The following is a 21,888-nucleotide window of genomic DNA, read 5'->3' as shown; positions in this document are numbered from 1 at the left end:
AAACAAATAAAATAAAACATCATAACCCTTCTTTTCTATCCTGTTCAATTATATATCTATTCACATATAGATAAATTCCATTTCACACATATATTACAGAATCATGAACATAACGATACTTGAAAACCAGGATTTAAAAAATATTTATTAATATTTTTGTAATTTAAAGGATATCCATTCCAATCATTAATTAAAGCTCCAGCTGACTTGGCAATAATATGTCCTGCAGCTGTGTCCCAAATTTTAGTAGAAGAAAATCTAGGATAAAATTGAGCAATTCCTTCTGCTACCAAACAAAACTTAAATGAAGATCCAATATTAACAATTTTATAATTTTTTATATTTATTAAATAATTATTTAAAAGTTCCTGTTGGTAAGCAGTAACATTACTTCTACTCATTACTACAATAGGATTTTTATAAATTTTATATTCATTAGAAAAAACATTTAATAATTCTAATTTTCCAGTGGAACTAACTTTCCATGCTTTATTATCACTTGATGCATATAATACATCATATACTGGAACATATACCACTCCTATTACAGGTTCACCATATTTAATAAAAGCAATATTTACCGTAAATTCTCCGTTTCGAGATAAAAATTCCTTAGTGCCGTCTAACGGGTCAATTAACCAAAAATAATTCCAGTTTTTACACTCTTCCCACGCTGGAAGCTGTTCTTCCGATATAATAGGAATATGAGGAGTTAATTTCTTTAAAAAAGATAAAATTATTTGATGAGCAAATAAATCAGCATTTGTTACAAAAGATTGATCTATTTTTTTTCTTACATTTATTCTAACATGATTATTTATAGAATACACTCTCATTATTTCTTCGCCAGCTACACGAGCAATGTAACTAATTTGATCAATTATTTTATAATTATTTTCCATAATTACGATTATGTTTATTTACCTTGTCATCTTGAAAGTATCAATTTTATATTTAATTTATTAAACTACAACATAAATTCAATTTTATATTAAAAATAATAAATTTTTAATTTTTATCACTTAAATAAATCAATAAATTACAATATATCTTCTTTTCCCTCTAAGAAGATACAGCAATTATTTTAACTATTAAATCAGCACACATATCATTATATATATGAATCTTAACTTTATACTCACCCAATTTTTTAAACGAATTACAATCAATTAACCGAACTTGAGATTTATAAATTTTAAAACCTAATGATTCTGATATCGCTCTAGCAATTTCCTTTGACCTGATCGAACCAAAAAGTTTTCCTTGAGTGCTTGATTTAGCCGTAATAATAACACTACCCAATTTATTTATTGATTCCACATAAACTTCAGCTTCTAATTTTTTTTGAACGCGTCGATTTTCATAATTCAACTGTTTTTCTTTAAATAATTCAATATTTTTTTCTGTAGCTAATATTGCCTTAGATTTCGGAATTAAAAAATTTCTTGCGTATCCTGATTTAACAATTATCTCAGATCCAGCAATACCTAAATTTTTCATATCATCTAATAAAATGACTTTCATCTTATATATCTCTACATGTCATCAAATTTAATTAAATTCGTTTCATTATATAACGTAATATTTATTAATATTTATCAATATATGGTAATAAAGATAAATAACGTGCTATCTTGATAGCACGAGCTAATTGTCGTTGATATTTTGAACATGTTCCAGTGATCCTACTAGGAATGATTTTACCATTTTCTATTATAGAACTTTGTATACTAACAAGATCCTTATAATCAATATATATATATTTTTCTGCTGTAAATCGACAAAATTTTCGATGACGTACATAACGTTGAGCCATTTTTTATATATATCCCCCCATATATAAAATTCCATTAAATTAATTGATAAACATTTATAATATTAAATTTAATTTATCTGATGTGTTTCATTTATATTACAATTTTTATTATCTTCTTTTTTATTCATCATAGGAGATGGATCAGTTTTCGCATATTTAGTTTTAATTATTATATTTCTTAAGATCCTTTCATTGAATCTAAAAATATTACTTAATTCATTAAGAGTATTTAAAGAAACTTCTATATTCATTAAGACATAATAAGCTCTATTTAATTTTTTTATTGAATATGCCAATTGTCGATCCCCCCAATTTTCTACACGATGAATCTTCCCTCCAGAATTAACAATTATTTCAGTATAATGATCAATCATATTAGAAATATTACCACCAAAATCAGGATGTATTATTAATACTATTTCATAATGACGCATGAATTTTTTCCTTTATTAAAAAATTGTAGAATACTATAAAATATATCCTTATACATATCTTCATCATATACAGATCATAATACTACGATTTAATTAAAAAAAACTAGAAATAACAAAGAATTTTTTAAACAACACATACTTTTATTACAAATAATGACACTTTTAAATATCATATATACTCCTCATTCGTACCGTATAAAATCCATAATATGATAAATAAACATAACACTATATCCACTTTTTCTGTAATACTATATATATTAATTCAATGCATATTATTTACGATAACTACGACGTTGTCTTAGTACTTCAAATAAACATATTCCAGTAGCTACAGAAACATTTAAAGATGACATTCTACCTAACATTGGAATACTAATAAGTTCATTACAATTTTCTCTAATAATTCGACGTATTCCAGAACTCTCGCAACCCATAACTAAAGCCAACGGTCTAACTAATTTAGTATCAAAAATTACTTGATCAGATTTCTCTGATGTTCCTATGACCCAAATATCATGTTGCTTAAGTAACTTTAAAATTCTTGATAAATTTGTAACTCGCAAAATAGGCATATATTCTGAAGAACCACTAGAAATCTTCCTTACCGTGCTATTTATAGGTGCTGAACGATTTTTTGGAATTATTACCATCTGTACTCCAGCTGCATCTGCTGATCTTAAACAAGCTCCTAAGTTATGCGGGTCAGTCACTCTATCTAATACCAAAAATAATGGTGTTCCATTACAGCATTGTAATAACTTTAACAAATCATTTTCTCTTAAGCAAAGCTTTTTAGGTATCCTATTAATTTCAGCAATAATTCCTTGATGCAACGACCCAGATGATTTAATATCTAGCCAACGACGAGACTTTTCCTGTATTTTAATTTTTAAAAAAATACTATAATTAACCAAAAATTCCAATCTTGAATTTCTTGGTCTTTTAATAATAAACATCTTTAATACAAAATCTGGATTATTATCTAATATAGATTGTACCGCGTGTATTCCATATACTATTTCACTCATCTTATTTTACTAATATACACGAAATAACCTTAAATTAATAATTTCTAAACATTACTCATATATAGAAATACACAATAATACATAATATTAACAATGTAGCATTTTATTTATTTTATTTTACATAAATATATTCCATATAAAATAATACTAATAAAATATTTATTAGTTACTATATTGTAATAATATAGTATATTACATATTCTATAATGAATTACATACATGAATTGTAGTTCCATGGATTTTTTATAATTATATTCGCAGACCGATCTGATCCAGTAGAAATAATATATATTGGAATTCCTATAATTTCTTCAATTCTTTTAATATAATTTTTAGCTTCTACAGGAAGCTGATTAAATTCTTTAACACCGGCCGTACTTCCATAAGCCCATCCAGACAAACTCTCATATACTGGAGTAATGCTTAAAATATTCTCTAAAGAAGATGGAAAATGATATACTAATTCTCCATTCGAATACTGATATGCAACACAAATTTTAATTCTTTCTAATCCATCTAATACATCAATTTTTGTCAAACATCCAGAAGCAATAGAACTAATTTTAATAGCATGACGTACTGAAACTGCATCAAACCATCCTGTTCTTCTACGTCTTCCAGTAGTAGATCCAAATTCTTTACCATGTACACATAACCAATCTCCTATATCATTCGATAATTCGGTAGGAAAAGGACCATATCCAACTCTAGTAGAATATGCTTTTATTACTCCAACTACATAATCAATATAATTTGGACCTATACCGGACCCTACCGTCGCACCTCCTGCAATAGTATTAGTTGAAGTTACATATGGATAAGTACCATAATTCAAATCTAATAAACTTCCCTGAGCACCTTCAAATATAACATTCTCTCCTCTCTTTCTAGCATTTATTAATAACTCTGAAACATCCGTAATCATATTTATTAAAGAACTAGAAACTGACATAATTTCATCTAAAATATTTTTGTAATTAATAGGTTCTAAATGATAATATTTCTCTAATTGAAAATTATAATAATCTGCCACATTTTTTAATTTATTTTCAAAATCTTTATAATTATGTAAATCACTTATACGTAACGATCTACGTGCTGCTTTATCTTCATAAGCAGGGCCAATTCCACATCCAGTAGTTCCAATAATTGTATTATCAACAACTGATACACCTTCAGTAAAAGTGTTAAATAACTTTTTTTCTCGTGCTAAGTCTATTGCTACATGATAAGGTAATATTAGAGAACAAGATTCTGAAATAAATATTCGTTTGTCTATAGAAATATTTAATTCTTTTAATTTTTCTATTTCTTTCATAAAAGCAATAGGAGACAATACTACCCCTCCAGCAATAATATTGATAACATTCTCATTAAGTATTCCGGAAGGAACGACATGTAAAGTTATCTTTCTATTATTTATGGTAATGGTATGTCCAGCATTATTGCCACCTTGATAACGCACTACATATTTAGCCGTAGAAGTTAATAAATCTACTATTTTTCCTTTTCCTTCGTCTCCCCATTGAGCTCCTAACACTACAATATTTTGTATCATTCTGTATTTTATTACCTGTTATTAAAATAATTAAATATAATATTATTTATTCATATAATCTTTATCGTATAAGCTTTAAATAAATCAGTTCATCAATTAACTTCTTCTCAATATTATTCTAACACTACATATTTAATATGTAGTAAATCTTATTTATGTGAAGATATGTTGTTCTTTGGTGACCTCATAAAACGTAAAAAATCAGAATCTGAACTTAATACCATAAGATTATCATTGTTCTTAAAACTATTTTCATAAGCTTTCAAGGTACGTATTAATGAATAAAAATTAGGATCCTCATTAAAAGTTTTAGCATATAATTTAGCAGTAGCAGCATCTGCTTCACCCCTCATAATAAGAGCTTGACGCTTAGCTTCTGCCAAAGTCCGAGTAGCTTCATAGTCTGCTGTTGCTCTTAATTTCTCTGCTTCTTCTCTTCCTTGTGAACGATGTCTTCTTGCTACAGCATCTCGCTCTGCACGCATACGTTGATAAATAGCATCAGATACTTCCGTTGGTAAATTAATTTGTTTAATTCTTACATCTATTATTTCAATTCCCAAAGCAGTCATACTATTTGGATTCATATATTCATAAGCATTATGATTACACTGTGATCTTTTTGACATATTATGTATATTCGAATGTATATTGTTTGATGAATATACATTGTTATTCATCGAAGATTCTAATATTTCTTCTCCAGAGGTTCCATAATTTAAAGATATTCTCACATCTGTCATTAATTGATTTCGAGAATCAGTTACAATTCCTTGAACTTTTAATTTTCCTAATTCAGATCTTAATCTATCCGAAAACTTACGTTTAATTAAAACTTCTGCTTGAGCAACATCTCCACCACCAGTAGCTAAATAATAACGACCTAAATCACTGATACGCCATTTAATATATGAATCAATAATCAAATCTTTTTTTTCCATAGTAACAAAACGATCAGCTTGATTATTCATAGTCTGAATTCTGGAATCAAAAATTTTCACCGTTTCTATTCCAGGAATTTTCATATGTAATCCAGGATAATAAATCAACGGATTTTTATCCTCATCTCTTAATACTTTTCCAAAACGCAATATCATCCCTCTATGTCCTTCTTGAACAGTAAATAACGAAAGAAACAATACTGATGACATGCATATTATAATAAATAACAACAAATTTCGTATCATTTATAACTCCATTCCTTGTCCCTGTCTAATAACATCAACACGTTTTGCCGCATTCAATTGGCGTTTATCCAACAATCCTTCGGCAGAATTACTATTAATATGACTAGAAGGTAAATTATATTCAGAATTAAATGCTGAAGAACTTTTTTTAATACTCACATTAGATTTTTTTTTGTTAGAATTTTTTCCTAAATTACTACCAGCACCATCTTTATGATCACTATTATTTAATATCATTGTATCGGAATTAAGTAACAATATATTATTAGTATTCTTTAAATCCACAAAAATTTTTTTAGTATTACTTAAGATTCGCTCCATAGAATTAATATACAATCTTTCTCTGGTAATATCAGGAGCAGCTTTATATTCTGGTAAAACTTTTAAAAATCTCTGCACTTCTCCCCGAGCTTCTAAAATCGTTCTAGCTTTATATGCACGTCCTTCTTCCAAAATTCGTTGAGCTTGCCCATTAGCTTTAGGTTGTATCTCATTAGCATAAGCTTCAGCTTCACGAATATACTGCTGTTCATTCTCTCTAGCTGCAATAGCATCATCAAATGCAGCTTTCACTTCTTCTGGAGGTCGAGCAGTTTGAAAATTAACATCTAACAAGCTAATGCCCATATTGTATGGATAAATCGTTTTTTCTAAAATTCTTCTAGTGTCACTACGTACTACTGTACGTCCTTCTGTAAGGATTCGATCCATATTATATTTTCCAATGACTCCACGTAAAGCACTATCAGTAGCTTGACGTAAACTATCATCTGCATTAATTACACTAAATAAATAATTTTTAGGATCAGTTACTCGATACTGTACATTCATCTCCACTCGAACAACATTTTCATCAGAAGTTAACATCATTCCAGATGCTGCTAATTCTCGAACTGATTCAACATTTACAGGTATTACGAAATCAATAAAATTAGGTTTCCAATTTAACCCTGGTTGTACTAAACGATGATATTTACCAAACCTTAAAATTACTCCTCTTTCTGCTTCTTTAATAGTGTAAAATCCACTTACAGCCCACAAAATAACTGCTATTATCATAAAAACACCAACAATAATTAAAGGAGATATATTATTGGAAAATTCCTTGTTATTATGATAACTACTAAATTCATTAGAAGTAAAAATCATCTTATTTAAATATTTACATATATCAGAAATATTAAATTTTAGTCTATTTTTATATTTGATTACAAAGTTTTTAATGATTTTATTAAAAATATAATTATACCAACAATTGTACACATATTTACGCCAATAAAAAAAACAATTACATATCATTTTACACCCCACAAATATTTAATGCTCATATGCCTTATTTTAAATTACTATATTACTCAAACAATATAACTAGATAAAGAGCCGTAATATTTTGTTAAATAATTCCAATCTTTAAAAGATAAATGCACTTTCAATTTTGCAATATTTTCATTTTCATAATAAAATTTTTTAACTGCCTGTAATTTATATAACTCTTGATACAAACTACTATTTATTGGTATCATTAATTTTCGTGATATCATATGACTCGGCAATATTTCATCAATAACTTGGTTTAACAATTTTATACCTATATAATTATAAGCAGATAACCAAACTCGAATCGGATATCCATCAATATCTCGATCTATGTGGGGTTCTATTTTATCCATTAAATCAATTTTATTCATAACTAAAAGAATAGGAATATTCTGAACATTTATTTCTTTTAAAATATCATGAACTACATTAATATTTTGTTCAATTTTTTTACTAGATACATCTACCACATGTAATAATAGATCTGATTCTGATGTTTCCTGTAATGTTGATTTAAAAGAAGTTATTAAATCTTTTGGTAAATTCTGAATAAAACCTACTGTATCAACTAATATCATATGTGGTTTTCTCTTTTTTACAACTCTCCTGAATGTTGGATCAAGGGTAACAAATAATTTTTCAGCTGTATCTACATTTGAAAATGTCATCGAATTAAATAATGTAGATTTCCCAGCATTAGTATATCCTACTAAAGAAATAGTAGGAATTCCAACTTTAATTCGACGATACCTATTTTGTTTTCTCTGATTTTCTATTTTTTTTAAATCTGATAAAACTCGAAATATACGTTTATTTAATAAACGACGATCATTTTCTAATTGCATCTCTCCTGGACCTCCTCTTACTCCAATTCCACCTCTTTGACGTTCTAAATGATTCCATTCATGTGTTAAACGAGAGTTTAAATAACGTAATTGTGCTAATTTTACTTGCAACTTTCCTGCATACGTACGTGCTCTATCAGCAAAAATATTAAGAATTAATTGATTTCTATCTACTATCTTGCAATATAACAATTCCGATAAATTACGTTCTTGATTAGGAAACAAAGTGCAATTAAATAACACAATAGATGCTAAATGTTTCTTAACCATATATTCTAGTTCTAATATTTTTCCTTTACTAATAAAATATTTAACATTAATTACCCTTAAATTTTTAATAATCAGAACGCCTGACACTTGAATTCCAGAAGAACGCGCTAAATTCGAACATTCCTCAATATTCCAATTTATATCCTCTGATTTAGAAAGCATCACATAAACTAATATAGCTTTATTATTAAATTTATTCAAATCAATTATACAACGCTATTCGTACATAAAACATACATCTTAAATATTAATTTAAAAATACATTATTGTTCTGTATATAGAACATTTTATTCATCTGATTTATTAATATATTATTAGAATAATGTGCTCAATTAACAATCACTCCCTTTTTAAAAATTCTTATTGATATAACTACATTTATAATATATATTAATACATAGTTAAATACTATGTTCAGTATAACATTACTCATAATATTATTTCCACATATTAATTATTTCAATTAACATAAATAACCTTAATAATTATTAAAGTGGTTTACTATAGTGAATATTATATCTAACTGCAAATACTAATTTTTTGAAAACAAAAATAAACTTAATTTATAAAATCCTATTATTATAAATGTATTATATTTATATTTTTCTATCTTTTAAAATATTAGTTTACATAAAATATAGATAGATCTTTATTCAAAACTATTCAAAATTTTACTTCTATTTCATAAAAAATAATTTTATAAACAAACGGCTACATTAATTAACTGTAATAAATTTTATATATCAATAAATTTCTGATACAATATTGTTAATATATCATTAACTGCTTTAGATTTATTATCACTATTTATCCAGTGTAAATTAGGCCATGCTCGAAGCCATGTAAGTTGTTGTTTAGCTATTCTCCTAGTTTCAGAAATACTCTGAAATACCATATTATTATATCCAATTTCACCTAATAAATACTGCCACATTTGACGATAACCTACACAAGAAATTGATGATTTCAATTTTTTATTATGTAAATTTGATCTAGAAAATAACTCCCTTACTTCCTGTTCAAATCCCATTTCTAACATTTTATAAAAACGTTGCTCAATTCTATCATTTAAAATTTTTCTGCTTGATGGCATCACGGCAAACTGCAACACCCTATTTTTTAAAACATAACAAGTAGATTGATGCTTTAATTCTGTTAAAGTCTTACCTGAAATTAAAAATATTTCTAGCGCTCTAATTATTCTATGATGATCGTTAAAATGAATAGTTCTAGAGGATTCTGGATCAATATACTTAAGTGTTTTATACATATTTATCCATCCTGTTCTTTGAGCAATACATTTTAAATTATCACGAATATTTTGATCAGATCCTGGTAATTGAAATAACCCTTGTAATAAAACTTTGAAATATAACATACTCCCTCCTACTAACAAAGGGATATAGCCAGATCTAATAATTTCCTTTATTTCAAAGACTGCATCATGATAAAAATCTGATACGGAATAACAATCAGATGGATCACGAATATTTATAAGTTTATGAGGAGCAATTTGTAATTCAGAAAAAGAAGGTTTGGCTGTACCGATATTCATATCTTTGTATACTAAAGCTGAATCTACACTAATAATTTTTATTTTTAATTTTCTTTTTTTCAGAGCAATAGCCAAATTTGTTTTTCCAGAAGCTGTAGGGCCCATCAAAAAAATAATTTGAGGACAAGAGGTATTTTCATTCATTTATAATAATATTATTTTCAATTTTTAATTGATTCAAAATTAAAACATTTTTAATATAATTATTTACTACACAATCATTCTGTATTAAAACATCATATGTTATATATCACTTCATATAAAAGTACATTTAATTTTTAAATTAAATAACATATTTATTCTATTTGTATTAGAAATATTTCATACATTTTCTTAATAAATATGTGTCATACACAATTTGATACTCTATTTTTTTGATGCTGCTGATGAGAAAACAAAAAATATGAGCGTAATCCTGTATACAAAGCTTGTGCTATTTGTTCTTGGTACTTATCAGTTGAAAGTAATTGACCTTCTTTAAAATTACTAATAAACCCTGTTTCTACTAAAATAGATGGAATATCAGGAGATCGTAATACACCAAAACTGGAATACTCAGGCGTATTTTTATGCAAAAGCCCAAGATTTTTTAACTGATGTAACATATGCACTGCAATATCATATCCAGCCTTTTGTGCATAACAAAACTGTAAATCCAATATTAAATATCGAAAATATGGATCATTCTGATAATGACTTAGTATTTGTCCAATTCCTCCTAAAAGTTCTGTATATTTTTCTTTACATTTTAGCCAATGAATTGTTTCTATATGAGCTCTATTTTTAGATAAAATCCAAACTGAAGCTCCTTTAATATTAGAATTGGTAGAAGAATCTGCATGAATAGAAATTAATATATTTGCTTTCTTTTTTCTAGCTAAATCAGAACGATCCATAATTGATAAAAAATAATCCCCATTTCTAATCATAACAGCTTTAAATCTTAAATCTCTATCTAATAATTTCTTTAATTTTTTTGCAATATTAAAGGTAATATTTTTTTCGTAAATTCCATAATAACTTGTAGCTCCTGGATCTTGACCTCCATGACCTGCATCAATAGCTACAATAATAGGCAATGATTGTTGAACTTGATCACCACCACTATTAGAACAACATTTAATATTATTGCTAATATTGTTATTATTAATTATTCCTCTTACTGGATAATTAGTATTATTACCTATTATTGGTTTTGAAGAAACAGTAACACACGACTTTTGATGTGTAATAGAGTTATTACATGTACTATGATGGTACATCATATTCAAATAAGATTCAATTGGTATTTTTTTTGAAATTTTTAAAATAACTCGATAATTTTTTTCTACTTTTTTTTGAACTACTGCCTTAATATCAGATAAATGATTTAAATCACAAACTATACGTGTACTATTTCCATTTACAGCAGAACTCGTACGAATACATTTAATTAAATTGTTTTTATTACAATTTACTGGAAATGCATTTTTTTGTATATTTGAAATATTAAATAAATCTATAACTATTCTTTCTGGATTATGTAAATAAAAAATTGTATACATAGGAACAACACTACAATATATAATCACTGTAGATTGATGCGTATTATTTTGTATATAAATAGAATTAAATACCGTCGAGGCATAAATTATATTAAAAAATAAATATTTAAATACGATTAGCATTAAAAACATTATTTTTTTATACTTTAACTTCATACTTAAAGCTTCCAGTATATAACGCATCATCTATTATTGTTTGACCAAGACTACTAAAAGCAGTAATAACTGCTTTTCGAGACTTCTCATAATTTTTACAATACTTAACATGTATCGAAATATCTGGATCAGGCAACATATGAACTTCTGGTTTTGGCCATTCTATTAATAATATAGATTTTCCGTTAAAACAATCATAAATACCTGTACTTATTAGCTCTTCCTTTGAATGTAACCTATATAAGTCTATATGATAAACATGTTTATTAGATAAAAAATAAGATTCAATTAAAGTATATGTCGGACTTTTCACATATTTTTTATATCCTAAAGATTTTAAAAAACCCTTACATAAAGTAGTTTTCCCAGATCCTATACATCCATACAAGTAAAAAATACAATTTAACAAACAAACTTCAGCTAAAGCAGCTCCTAATAATAAAGTTTGAGACTTATCAGATAAAACAAACACATATTGTTTCATTATTAATTAACACTGTATTAATATAATTTTATTAATTTTAAATTATTAATTGTTATTAATACACTTTTACTTATGTGTAAAAGTTGTATTTTTCATTAGAAAAAACAACTAAAAACCAATAATCTTAATGCATATAAATATTTATACATATATTATCATTTAATATCATATGTATCATTATACAATAATTAAAACAAACACATGTATAAGCGGGAAACGAGATTTGAACTCGCGACCCCAACCTTGGCAAGGTTGTGCTCTATCCACCTGAGCTATTCCCGCTCACTTTTATTGCATTCGACAGGAATTCATATATTATATGAAGATAACATTTCATCTCGTACTATTGTTGTTCCTTATACACTATTATCAAAAATAATACACGCGACCAAAATATACACTATATATCAGTACAATTTCTACCTATAAAAATAAAATTAAATTTTTACTCATATACATAAAAATTAATATTCAAGCCTTAACTATTTCTGAAATTTATAAAATATTTACGATAATACAATAATTCTGCAATTGATCTTCGAATATCCTCCAAAGCACGATGAGTTTTTTTATTTAATTTTAATCCTGACATTAAATCTAATCTCCATCTAATCATCAATTCTTTAATCGTACTAACATCTAAATATCGATGAGTAAAATAAGACTCTAATTGAGGCATGTATTTAATTAAAAACCTACGGTCTTGAGCAATACTACTACCACACATAGGGGATTTTTTAGAAGATATCCAGTTTTTTAAAAACTCTATAGTTAAACTAGATGCATCATATTCATTTAACTTACTAGAACGAACTTCTTTTAATAAACCATTTGCATTATGAGTACTTATATTCCATGAATCCATTGCTGATAATTGTAAATCATTTTGATTAATCACTAAATTTGGCCCTTCCGACAAAACATTCAATTCACTATCGGTAATCAATGTAGCTATTTCAAGAATACGATCCTTTTCTGGATTTAATCCAGTCATTTCTAAATCTATCCAAATTAAATTTTTTTCCATAAACAAAATATATTCTAATTAATTGCATTCATATATATGTTAAATAACACACTAAACCATCTAAAATCAAACTTAATTATCAAACAATTTAATAAAAATCAAACACAATTGAAATTATTGCTAATGATATATAATACATAACATTTTTTCAATTACTTTTAATGCCAAAAAATTGGCTAAACTAAAATAAACATTTATTTAAAATATTCAATTAAGTATTTCAATAAACACCACTAATATAAATAAGTATTATTTACTAGTAATACCCTATTCAAACCTACAATCCAAATATAAGCTATTTAATAAATTAACATTTTATTTGTACAAAATAAAACAGCACATTATGTTTGTTTTATGATAAAATACAATTTTGATATTAATTACTATAAATAACTTAACATGTTGAATTATATACACATGGAATTTCATTATTAAAACTTAATATCACAAAAATTTAATTTTTTCTAAAAAGAAATTTGTTAACTAAAATTGAATTAAATAAGAATATCTTGAAAATTATATTAAACTAATATAAATTAACTTCATACTTAAGTAGGGTATGATAATATGTCCGAAAAAATACAAGTTATACTGCAATATTTATTACCAAAAAAATGGATTACTTATTTAGTAGGATTAGGAGCGTCTTTAAAAGGGGGGCTAATAACTCAATTCTCCATTAGGTTATTTATTAAATTTTATAATATAGATCTAAAGGAATGCTCTAACCCAAACATAAATGACTATGAAACATTTAATGACTTTTTTGCTAGAAAATTTGATATAAGTTCTCGTCCTATTAATAGAGACCCAGATACTTTAATAATACCTGCAGATGGAATAATATCTCAAATCGGCAAAATTAATGATACTCATCTTTTTAAAATTAAAAACTGTTCGTATTATTTAGATGAATTACTTGCAGGACATGATACAATAATAGATTATTTTAAAAATGGGAATTTTAGCATCATATATATACCTCCTCAAAACTGCCATCGAGTTTATATGCCTTGTACTGGAACATTAAGAGAATTATTGTATATACCAGGAGAACTATTTTCTGTACACCCTAAAATTTTTAAAAATATTCCTAATATTTTATCTAGAAATGAAAAAATAATTTGTTTGTTTGACACAAAATTTGGGTATATGGCTCAAATTTTAGTAGGAGCCGCAATGGTTGGTAGTATTGAAACTACATGGTGTGGAACAATTATTCCTCCTAGAACAGGAATAGTCAAACATTGGCACTATCCTCCTTTAAACAACAATAAGAAAATGATTACTACCTCCGAAAATAATAATGAATCAGTTGTCTTACCTAAAGGAGAAGAAATGGGTATTTTTAAGTTGGGGTCTACTGTTATTAACCTATTTAACGGCGATACAATATTTTTAAATGATCAATTAAAACAAAATGATACTGCTAGAATTGGAATGTCTTTAGCTCAAGGAAAACGATTATCATAAACAAATAATTGAAATATATGCAGAGCATAACATATAATACAAACAGAACGTCAAGAAATCATTTATTTTTAAAAATGATTTCTTGACGTTCTGTTTGTATTTACCTCATAGTATTTATAACATGCAATTTAATAACCACTATTTATCAATTTATAGCATGATCCTAAAAAAATATACACTTACCTTACTTTTTGCAATAATATATATAAATATGAGTTTGTTTGCCCCAAAGGTATTTTCTTATGATCTTTTAGATGAAGAAAAAATTAAAAAAGATTTACAACAAATCGAAAAATTAAACCATATTAATAACAATCAAAAAACTACTATAGATCTTTTAAAATCTGCTTTATATTTTATTACTGAAAAAAAATTATCCAATGAAAAAATTAAAGAATATCAACATGTTATAAACAACTTTTCATATATAATTCTACAATTACAAACTGAATACAACAACATACACGAACAACCAACAAATATATATCAAAATCTAACTATTCATGAATTACAACAAAAAATATTCCAAATTAACAATCAATTAATAAATTTATCTGAACTTCTTGTGCAAGAAGAAGATCAATTACATTCTATTTATGCAACATTAAAACTACTACCACAACAACAAATTACCATTAAAAATATATTAAATAATTTAGAACAACAACAAATTTTGTTTACTAACACTGATACAGAATATGCCAAATTTATTTCATTTCAAGCAGAACGCTCCGCTAATCGATTAAAATTAGTTGAACTAGAATTAGCTCAATTAAGTGCTAATAACCGAAAAGAATTAGTTAAATTAAAAATAGCATTAATAAAAAAAAAATATAATTATACAAATAATTTATTAAAAATATTAAAAAATGAGTTAATTTATCTTCGTCATAAAGAAGCTGATCAGGCTATTGCTTATACTGAAAAGATTTTAGAAGAACAACATGATGAATTACCAAAATCTATAAAAAATCAATTATATATAAATCATGATCTCTCATTATTAATCACTCAACACACTCAAGATATGAACAATATTATCTTAAGGCAAAGAGAAATTGAAACTCATATTTTACAAGTAAATCAAGTTTTTTATAATTTAGTTGAACAATCACAATGGATAAATAAATCTCCAATTCTTGGAGAAACACTACGTTCTCAAGTTGCTAATTTACCTAAAAAACCTAAAATTCAACAATTAGATAACGATATGGCTAAATTAAAAGCAAATCGATTACAATATGAGAATTATATAAATAAAATTTCTAGTATTATATTAAATAGTAAACAGGATGATGAATCAGAATTAACACTTACCCAAAAAAATATCCTTGAAAAACAATTAAACATACAAAAAGAATTAATTGTATCTTTATTAAATAATTATGATAACCAAATTCTTGAATTAACAAAACTAAAATTACTTTATGATCAACTTAAAGATTCCCTACAAGCAGTACAACAAGCTACTCATCGTTACTTATTTTGGGTGGCTGATATTTGTCCTATCACTATATCTTATCCAATAAATGTATATCAAGATATATGTAAACTACTAACCAATAATATTTTTCATAATCAAATTAAATCTGCATTATGCATGATTTTAACAAATCCTAAAACATTAGCTCCAACAATATTTTGTTTTATAGTGTCATTGGGGCTGCATTTCGGAACACGCCGTTGGTATTATGAATTTTTAAAGACAACCAGTAAATATGTAGGTAAAGTTAATCAGGATAATTTTTTAATAACTTTTCATAATATATGGAGTTCTATGTTTATAGCTTTGCCTATACCAATTTTATGGATTAGTATAGGATATAACTTAAACCACGCTTGGCCGTATCCAGTCATCGTTTCTATCGGAGATGGAATGCATGCTACAGCTTTTATATTATGGATATTTATAATAAGTAGTTATTTTGCATCTCCCCAAGGATTATTTATCATTCATTTTGGATGGCCTAAAAAAAGAATTCAACAAGTCTTTTCTAAAAATTATTTTTGGTCAGTAACTTCAATTACAATCTTGACAACATCTTTAGTTATATTTAATAATTATAACAATAGAGAATTCTCTAATACTTTAGGACGAGTATGCTTTTTTATATTGTGCATTTACTTAATACATTTTACTTCTAATTTGAAACGTTCGGGATTACCTTTATATTTAAATAAATATGATTCTTCTGATAATATAATTAATCAATTTTTATGGAATATTATGATAGCTGCTCCAATTGTTGCCGCTATTTCTTGTGCAATTGGCTACTTATTTGTTGCTCAAGAATTATTGATTCGATTAGAAACATCATTATTGATTTGGATTTTATTATTGATAATATATCATCTAATTCGAAGATGGATGGGTATTCAACGTAGACGTATTGCGTTTAAACGATCTAAAACAAAACAAGAAAATCAATTAATCACTGAAAATTATAATGAATCTAATTCAGGAACAAAATTAATAAAAAAAGAACAATTCATTAATAACAATAAAAACTCTTTAGATTTAGAAGTTATAAGCACACAATCATTACAACTTATCAGATCTATTATTACTTTAATAGCTTTAATTTTAATGACTTTATTATGGTCTGAATTACGTTTTGCGTTTTCTTTTTTAGAAAATATTACACTATGGGATGTCAAATCTACCATTAAAGGTATTGAAAATATTCAACCTATAACATTAAATAAATTTCTTACTGTTATTGTGGTAATTATAATTACCACAATAACAGTAAGAAATTTACCAGCTTTTCTAGAATTAACATTATTACAATACTTGAATTTCACTCCAAGCACAGAATATGCCATTATTACATTAACTAAATATATCTCAATGTTATCAGGTGGATTAGTAGGATTTTCTCTAATAGGAATAGAATGGGTAAAAATTCAATGGTTAATTGCTGCATTAGGAGTAGGATTAGGATTTGGATTACAAGAGATTTTTGCAAATTTTATTTCTGGATTAATGATTTTATTTGAAAAACCAATTCGTATTGGAGATACTATAACTATTCATAATTTTACTGGAAATGTTACTAAAATCAATATTCGAGCAACAGTACTTACCGATTGGGATCATAAAGAAATTATCGTTCCAAATAAAGAATTTATTACAAAAAAATTCATAAATTGGTCACTTTCGGATACGATGACTCGAGTGATCTTTAGAATTCCTGCCCCATTACAAATAGATACAAAAAAAATGATACAAGTACTTACTAAAATAATAAAAAATTCCTCTTTATCTCTAGATACCCCTCCCCCAGAAGTATATTTAATAGACTTTCAACAAGGATTATCTATTTTTGAAATTCGAATATACACTGCAAATATAAAATCCAGAGTTCCTTTACGTCATCAAATTAACACAAGTATTATAAAATATTACAAAGATAATGGTTTAGAATTACCGTGTTTTCCTATTTATTTATATAAAGAACATACAACTGCTGTTGACTTAACTTCTTATATTAAAAATACTACTCATTTTAATGAAATCAAACCAACATACTAATAAAACCAAACCTCAAAGTATAAAAATCATTACATTCTAATTTTAAACATATAAAACTATTATAAAAATAATTATTTTACTCTAGAAACATAAGTTCCTGTACTAGTATTAACTTTAATTAACTCTCCAGATTTAATAAAAAAAGGAACTTTTATTACAGCTCCTGTGCTTAAAGTAGCTAATTTATTTCCAGCAGATGTCGACAACGATGAAGCACTCTTCATGACTGGACCTGTTTTGACAATTCGGAGACACATAACACCTGGAGGTATAACAAGAACTGGATTGTTATTCCAAAAAGTAATAAAATAAACCAATTGTTCTTTCATCCATTTTTCGGATTCTCCTATTACACTTGAATGAATAGAAATTTGATCAAAATTGATTTCATCCATAAAATACCATAAATTACTGTCTTTATATACATATATTAATTTGGTTTCAATAACATCAGCTAATTCTAAATATTCCCCAGATTTTAATGTTTTTTCTAAAATTTTTCCAGATATTATGTTTTTTAAGCGTACTCTGTTAAATGATAATCCTTTCCCAGGTTTTATGCATTCATTTCCAATGATAACACATGGCTCTTTATTTTGAATTATTTTTAATCCAATTTTTAACTCATTAATCCCACAATATACCATAAATTTAATTTTTTTATAACCTTACCACTTACTTGAAAATAAATATCTAACTCTCTCTTTTTATCTAACCAACCCAAACGTTTGCCACTCTGTATGAAAAGAAAATATACAGAGTGGCAAACGTTTGGGTTGGTTAGACTCCATAACACACTTTACTCTTCTTTTATTATTTATATGTAACAATATATTTAATAAAAATATATCAGCTATTCCAACATTACATCATGCCACCCATACCACCAGCTCCAGGATTTGCTCCACCTAAATCAGGTTTATCTTCTTTAGGAAGCTCTGTAACCATACATTCCGTCGTAATCATTAATCCGGCTATAGAAGCTGCATATTGTAATGCAGACCTAGTCACCTTGGTAGGATCTAAAATACCCAACTCTATCATATTTCCATATTTCTCAGTTGCAGCATTATAACCTGTATTTCCTTCTCCAGATCTAACATTATTGGCTATTACCGATGGTTCTTCCCCGGCATTTGCCATGATTTGACGCAAAGGAGCCTCCATAGCACGTCTTGCTACTTTAATTCCAACGTTCTGGTCTTCATTATCTCCACACAAATTTCTAATGGCATTAGCTACTCTAATCAAAGCTACACCTCCACCAGCAACAACACCTTCTTCTACAGCAGCTCTAGTGGCGTGCAAAGCGTCTTCAACTCTAGCTTTTTTCTCTTTCATTTCGACTTCAGTAGCGGCTCCCACTTTTATTACTGCAACACCTCCAGCTAATTTAGCTACGCGTTCTTGCAGTTTTTCACGGTCGTAATCAGAAGTAGCTTCATCTCGTTGCTGATTGATTTGAGCAACACGACTATCTATTGCGGATTTATTTCCTACTCCATCAATAATAGTAGTTGCGTCCTTGGTAATCACCACACGCTTAGCTTGACCCATATCATCTAATGTTGCTTTTTCTAATTCCAATCCAATTTCTTCAGAAATTACAGTGCCTGCAGTTAAGATGGCAATATCCTGTAGCATGGCTTTACGTCTATCTCCAAACCCAGGTGCTTTTACCGCAGTAACTTTTACTATCCCACGCATATTATTAACTACTAAAGTGGCTAAAGCCTCTCCTTCAACATCTTCAGCTATAATTAATAAAGGCTTTCCTGCTTTTGCCACAGATTCCAATATAGGTAACATTTCTCTAATATTAGATATTTTTTTATCGGCTAATAAAATAAAAGGATGCTCTAACTCAACAGCTCCACTTTCTGGTTTATTTACAAAATAAGGAGAAAGGTATCCTCTATCAAACTGCATTCCCTCAACCACATCTAATTCATCCTGTAATCCAGATCCCTCTTCTACGGTAATAACACCTTCTTTACCTACTTTATCCATCGCCTGAGCTATTAATTTACCTACAGTTTCATCAGAATTTGCAGAAATAGTTCCTACTTGAGCAATAGCTTTAGGATCGGAACACGGAACAGATAATTTCTTTAACTCTTCCACCGCTGCTACTACTGCTTTATCTATTCCTCGCTTTAAATCCATTGGATTCATTCCAGCAGCAACTGCTTTCAATCCTTCATTAACTATAGATTGAGCTAATACAGTAGCAGTTGTAGTGCCATCCCCAGCAGAATCGTTTGCTTTAGAGGCTACTTCCTTTACCATTTGAGCCCCCATATTTTCAAATTTATCTTCTAATTCTATTTCTCGTGCCACAGACACACCATCTTTAGTGATTACCGGAGCTCCAAAAGACTTATCTAATACTACATTACGACCTTTCGGGCCCAATGTAACTTTTACCGCATCGGCTAAAACATTAACTCCCCTAAGCATCTTAACACGAGCATCATTACCAAATTTTACATCTTTAGCTGCCATTTCATTTTCCCTTAAAAAATTTTTAGTTAAATTAATAAGTTAATCACTAATTATTTTTCAACGATAGCAAGGATATCGTTTTCTGACATAATTAATACCTCTTCATTATCAATTTTCTCTACTTTTACACCATACCCGTCATTGAAAATAATTGTATCACCAACGCGTACATCTAAAGCTTTCACTTCCCCATTTTCCAAAACACGGCCATGACCAACAGCCAACACCTCACCTCGTGTAGACTTTCCAGCTGCAGACCCGGTCAATACGATACCTCCAGCAGACTTTGATTCAACTTCTTTACGTTTTACAATTACACGATCATGCAATGGACGAATTTTCATTTAACGCTCCCTAATTATTATATTATTACATCTACTTACAATATCTTATTTCATCATAATTAAAAATAAAATTTTATACCATTATCTTCTTAAGACAATATGTAAAATGGGGGCATTCATCATTCCTTCAAGGGGTTACAAAAAAAACTTTTATATAAAACTTAATTTTTCTATTTTTTCAGCAGTAAAACAACTAATAAAAGTGTAATTCACCTAATTTTTTATAAATACGGAATATGCTGTTAATATATTTAAAACAATTTTTTTATTGTATTTAATATATCTATTATAATTCTGTATAATAGAAAAATTAAATATTTATTCATTATAACAAGAATTATGAGTTTTACAATGACAATCAAAACAATTATTATTCTATGCACTATACCTAATGATAAAAAATTCGCTTTAGAATTAATACAAATATTATTGAATTTAAAATTAGCAGCATGCATCAGTCTACTAAATAACGTACATTCTTACTATTACTGGAACAATAAATTAGAAAATTCTCATGAAATACAACTGTTAATAAAAACAAAATTTGATTTACAGAAAAAAGTTTTTAATAAAATCAAAGAGCTTCATCCTTATTCCATACCGGAATTATTATCAATACCTATAATTCATTCTGAATTAAATTACTTAAATTGGATGATCGATACTTTAAAATAAAAAATATCCTTTTTATCTTATCTTGCTCCTTACACAACAATCTATCTCTACATCACTAATATAATAATTAACACAAAAACTATTGCTGTTCTCATTTAAAATTACATTTATTTTCTGATTCATATGCAATTG

The 21,888-nt window shown here is 27.1% G+C and carries 19 protein-coding genes and 1 tRNA gene; 3 read left to right on the top strand and 17 right to left on the bottom strand.

The genetic code is table 11. The features are described 5' to 3' along the window. Nucleotides 1-101: 101 nt before the first annotated feature. From cysQ to orn, 14 genes are all read right to left on the bottom strand, one after another. Nucleotides 102-884: a 3'(2'),5'-bisphosphate nucleotidase CysQ gene (cysQ, locus tag Bfest607_RS00450; protein WP_500838565.1), complete on the bottom strand. Its 783-nt coding sequence runs from the start codon at nt 882-884 to the stop codon at nt 102-104. A gap of 178 nt (nt 885-1,062) precedes the next feature. Further along, nucleotides 1,063-1,524, bottom strand: coding sequence for a 50S ribosomal protein L9 (gene rplI / locus Bfest607_RS00445; RefSeq protein WP_500838363.1), 462 nt, complete (start codon nt 1,522-1,524; stop codon nt 1,063-1,065). A 64-nt stretch (nt 1,525-1,588) separates the two neighbouring features. Next, a complete protein-coding gene (rpsR, locus tag Bfest607_RS00440; RefSeq protein WP_500838362.1) occupies nt 1,589-1,816 on the bottom strand; it encodes a 30S ribosomal protein S18 in 228 nt (75 codons plus the stop codon). Nucleotides 1,817-1,884: 68 nt separating this feature from the next. Further along, on the bottom strand, nt 1,885-2,250 hold the full coding sequence (gene rpsF, locus Bfest607_RS00435; protein WP_500838361.1) for a 30S ribosomal protein S6: 366 nt from the start codon (nt 2,248-2,250) through the stop codon (nt 1,885-1,887). Nucleotides 2,251-2,525: 275 nt separating this feature from the next. Continuing rightward, a complete protein-coding gene (rlmB, locus tag Bfest607_RS00430; protein ID WP_500838360.1) occupies nt 2,526-3,281 on the bottom strand; it encodes a 23S rRNA (guanosine(2251)-2'-O)-methyltransferase RlmB in 756 nt (251 codons plus the stop codon). A gap of 211 nt (nt 3,282-3,492) precedes the next feature. After that, complete coding sequence (locus Bfest607_RS00425; protein ID WP_500838359.1) at nt 3,493-4,839, bottom strand: adenylosuccinate synthase; 1,347 nt, start codon at nt 4,837-4,839, stop codon at nt 3,493-3,495. A gap of 149 nt (nt 4,840-4,988) precedes the next feature. Further along, the gene (gene hflC, locus Bfest607_RS00420) at nt 4,989-6,026 is read right to left on the bottom strand and encodes a protease modulator HflC (RefSeq protein ID WP_500838358.1); all 1,038 of its coding nucleotides are present in this window, start codon (nt 6,024-6,026) and stop codon (nt 4,989-4,991) included. Then, nucleotides 6,027-7,325 (bottom strand): FtsH protease activity modulator HflK, encoded by a 1,299-nt coding sequence (gene hflK, locus Bfest607_RS00415; protein ID WP_500838357.1) that lies wholly within the window; start codon nt 7,323-7,325, stop codon nt 6,027-6,029. A gap of 56 nt (nt 7,326-7,381) precedes the next feature. Next, nucleotides 7,382-8,659 (bottom strand): ribosome rescue GTPase HflX, encoded by a 1,278-nt coding sequence (gene hflX, locus Bfest607_RS00410; protein WP_500838356.1) that lies wholly within the window; start codon nt 8,657-8,659, stop codon nt 7,382-7,384. 535 nt (nt 8,660-9,194) lie between these two features. Next, nucleotides 9,195-10,157: a tRNA (adenosine(37)-N6)-dimethylallyltransferase MiaA gene (gene miaA / locus Bfest607_RS00405; RefSeq protein ID WP_500838355.1), complete on the bottom strand. Its 963-nt coding sequence runs from the start codon at nt 10,155-10,157 to the stop codon at nt 9,195-9,197. 203 nt (nt 10,158-10,360) lie between these two features. Beyond that, on the bottom strand, nt 10,361-11,740 hold the full coding sequence (locus Bfest607_RS00400) for an N-acetylmuramoyl-L-alanine amidase (protein ID WP_500838354.1): 1,380 nt from the start codon (nt 11,738-11,740) through the stop codon (nt 10,361-10,363). Next, nucleotides 11,697-12,197: a tRNA (adenosine(37)-N6)-threonylcarbamoyltransferase complex ATPase subunit type 1 TsaE gene (gene tsaE, locus Bfest607_RS00395; protein WP_500838353.1), complete on the bottom strand. Its 501-nt coding sequence runs from the start codon at nt 12,195-12,197 to the stop codon at nt 11,697-11,699. Before tsaE ends, Bfest607_RS00400 begins: the two co-directional genes overlap by 44 nt. A 208-nt stretch (nt 12,198-12,405) precedes the next feature. Next, nucleotides 12,406-12,479 (bottom strand) — tRNA-Gly (locus Bfest607_RS00390). 196 nt (nt 12,480-12,675) lie between these two features. Further along, the gene (gene orn / locus Bfest607_RS00385) at nt 12,676-13,224 is read right to left on the bottom strand and encodes an oligoribonuclease (protein ID WP_500838352.1); all 549 of its coding nucleotides are present in this window, start codon (nt 13,222-13,224) and stop codon (nt 12,676-12,678) included. 567 nt (nt 13,225-13,791) lie between these two features. On the opposite strand from orn, the gene asd reads away from it, so the two are divergent. Both asd and mscM read left to right on the top strand, forming a co-directional pair. Continuing rightward, a complete protein-coding gene (gene asd, locus Bfest607_RS00380) occupies nt 13,792-14,697 on the top strand; it encodes an archaetidylserine decarboxylase (protein WP_500838351.1) in 906 nt (301 codons plus the stop codon). A 211-nt stretch (nt 14,698-14,908) separates the two neighbouring features. Next, nucleotides 14,909-18,232, top strand: coding sequence for a miniconductance mechanosensitive channel MscM (gene mscM / locus Bfest607_RS00375; RefSeq protein ID WP_500838350.1), 3,324 nt, complete (start codon nt 14,909-14,911; stop codon nt 18,230-18,232). 71 nt (nt 18,233-18,303) lie between these two features. Here mscM and efp read toward each other — a convergent pair whose 3' ends face one another. The 3 genes from efp to Bfest607_RS00360 all read right to left on the bottom strand — a co-directional run bounded on the left by efp (nt 18,304) and on the right by Bfest607_RS00360 (nt 21,081). Continuing rightward, complete coding sequence (gene efp / locus Bfest607_RS00370; RefSeq protein ID WP_500838349.1) at nt 18,304-18,879, bottom strand: elongation factor P; 576 nt, start codon at nt 18,877-18,879, stop codon at nt 18,304-18,306. A 217-nt stretch (nt 18,880-19,096) separates the two neighbouring features. Beyond that, on the bottom strand, nt 19,097-20,737 hold the full coding sequence (gene groL, locus Bfest607_RS00365) for a chaperonin GroEL (RefSeq protein ID WP_500838348.1): 1,641 nt from the start codon (nt 20,735-20,737) through the stop codon (nt 19,097-19,099). Between the two features lie 50 nt (nt 20,738-20,787). Further along, nucleotides 20,788-21,081, bottom strand: coding sequence for a co-chaperone GroES (locus tag Bfest607_RS00360; protein WP_013516405.1), 294 nt, complete (start codon nt 21,079-21,081; stop codon nt 20,788-20,790). Between the two features lie 351 nt (nt 21,082-21,432). On the opposite strand from Bfest607_RS00360, the gene cutA reads away from it, so the two are divergent. After that, complete coding sequence (cutA, locus tag Bfest607_RS00355) at nt 21,433-21,756, top strand: divalent-cation tolerance protein CutA (protein ID WP_500838347.1); 324 nt, start codon at nt 21,433-21,435, stop codon at nt 21,754-21,756. Nucleotides 21,757-21,888 lie beyond the last annotated feature (132 nt).

Source organism: Candidatus Blochmannia festinatus (nom. nud.), from assembly GCF_059936355.1.
The sequence above is the reverse complement of the archived record's forward strand: the minus strand, read 5'-3'. Positions and strand labels throughout refer to the sequence as shown.

Coding starts and splice junctions, on each gene's coding strand:
- Bfest607_RS00360 (WP_013516405.1), bottom strand. CDS start 21,081: ATGAAAATTCGTCCATTGCATGATCGTGTAATTGTAAAACGTAAAGAA.
- rplI (WP_500838363.1), bottom strand. CDS start 1,524: ATGAAAGTCATTTTATTAGATGATATGAAAAATTTAGGTATTGCTGGA.
- Bfest607_RS00400 (WP_500838354.1), bottom strand. CDS start 11,740: ATGCGTTATATACTGGAAGCTTTAAGTATGAAGTTAAAGTATAAAAAA.
- mscM (WP_500838350.1), top strand. CDS start 14,909: ATGAGTTTGTTTGCCCCAAAGGTATTTTCTTATGATCTTTTAGATGAA.
- rlmB (WP_500838360.1), bottom strand. CDS start 3,281: ATGAGTGAAATAGTATATGGAATACACGCGGTACAATCTATATTAGAT.
- asd (WP_500838351.1), top strand. CDS start 13,792: ATGTCCGAAAAAATACAAGTTATACTGCAATATTTATTACCAAAAAAA.
- orn (WP_500838352.1), bottom strand. CDS start 13,224: ATGGAAAAAAATTTAATTTGGATAGATTTAGAAATGACTGGATTAAAT.
- hflC (WP_500838358.1), bottom strand. CDS start 6,026: ATGATACGAAATTTGTTGTTATTTATTATAATATGCATGTCATCAGTA.
- rpsR (WP_500838362.1), bottom strand. CDS start 1,816: ATGGCTCAACGTTATGTACGTCATCGAAAATTTTGTCGATTTACAGCA.
- rpsF (WP_500838361.1), bottom strand. CDS start 2,250: ATGCGTCATTATGAAATAGTATTAATAATACATCCTGATTTTGGTGGT.
- efp (WP_500838349.1), bottom strand. CDS start 18,879: ATGGTATATTGTGGGATTAATGAGTTAAAAATTGGATTAAAAATAATT.
- miaA (WP_500838355.1), bottom strand. CDS start 10,157: ATGAATGAAAATACCTCTTGTCCTCAAATTATTTTTTTGATGGGCCCT.
- tsaE (WP_500838353.1), bottom strand. CDS start 12,197: ATGAAACAATATGTGTTTGTTTTATCTGATAAGTCTCAAACTTTATTA.
- hflK (WP_500838357.1), bottom strand. CDS start 7,325: ATGATATGTAATTGTTTTTTTTATTGGCGTAAATATGTGTACAATTGT.
- Bfest607_RS00425 (WP_500838359.1), bottom strand. CDS start 4,839: ATGATACAAAATATTGTAGTGTTAGGAGCTCAATGGGGAGACGAAGGA.
- cutA (WP_500838347.1), top strand. CDS start 21,433: ATGACAATCAAAACAATTATTATTCTATGCACTATACCTAATGATAAA.
- groL (WP_500838348.1), bottom strand. CDS start 20,737: ATGGCAGCTAAAGATGTAAAATTTGGTAATGATGCTCGTGTTAAGATG.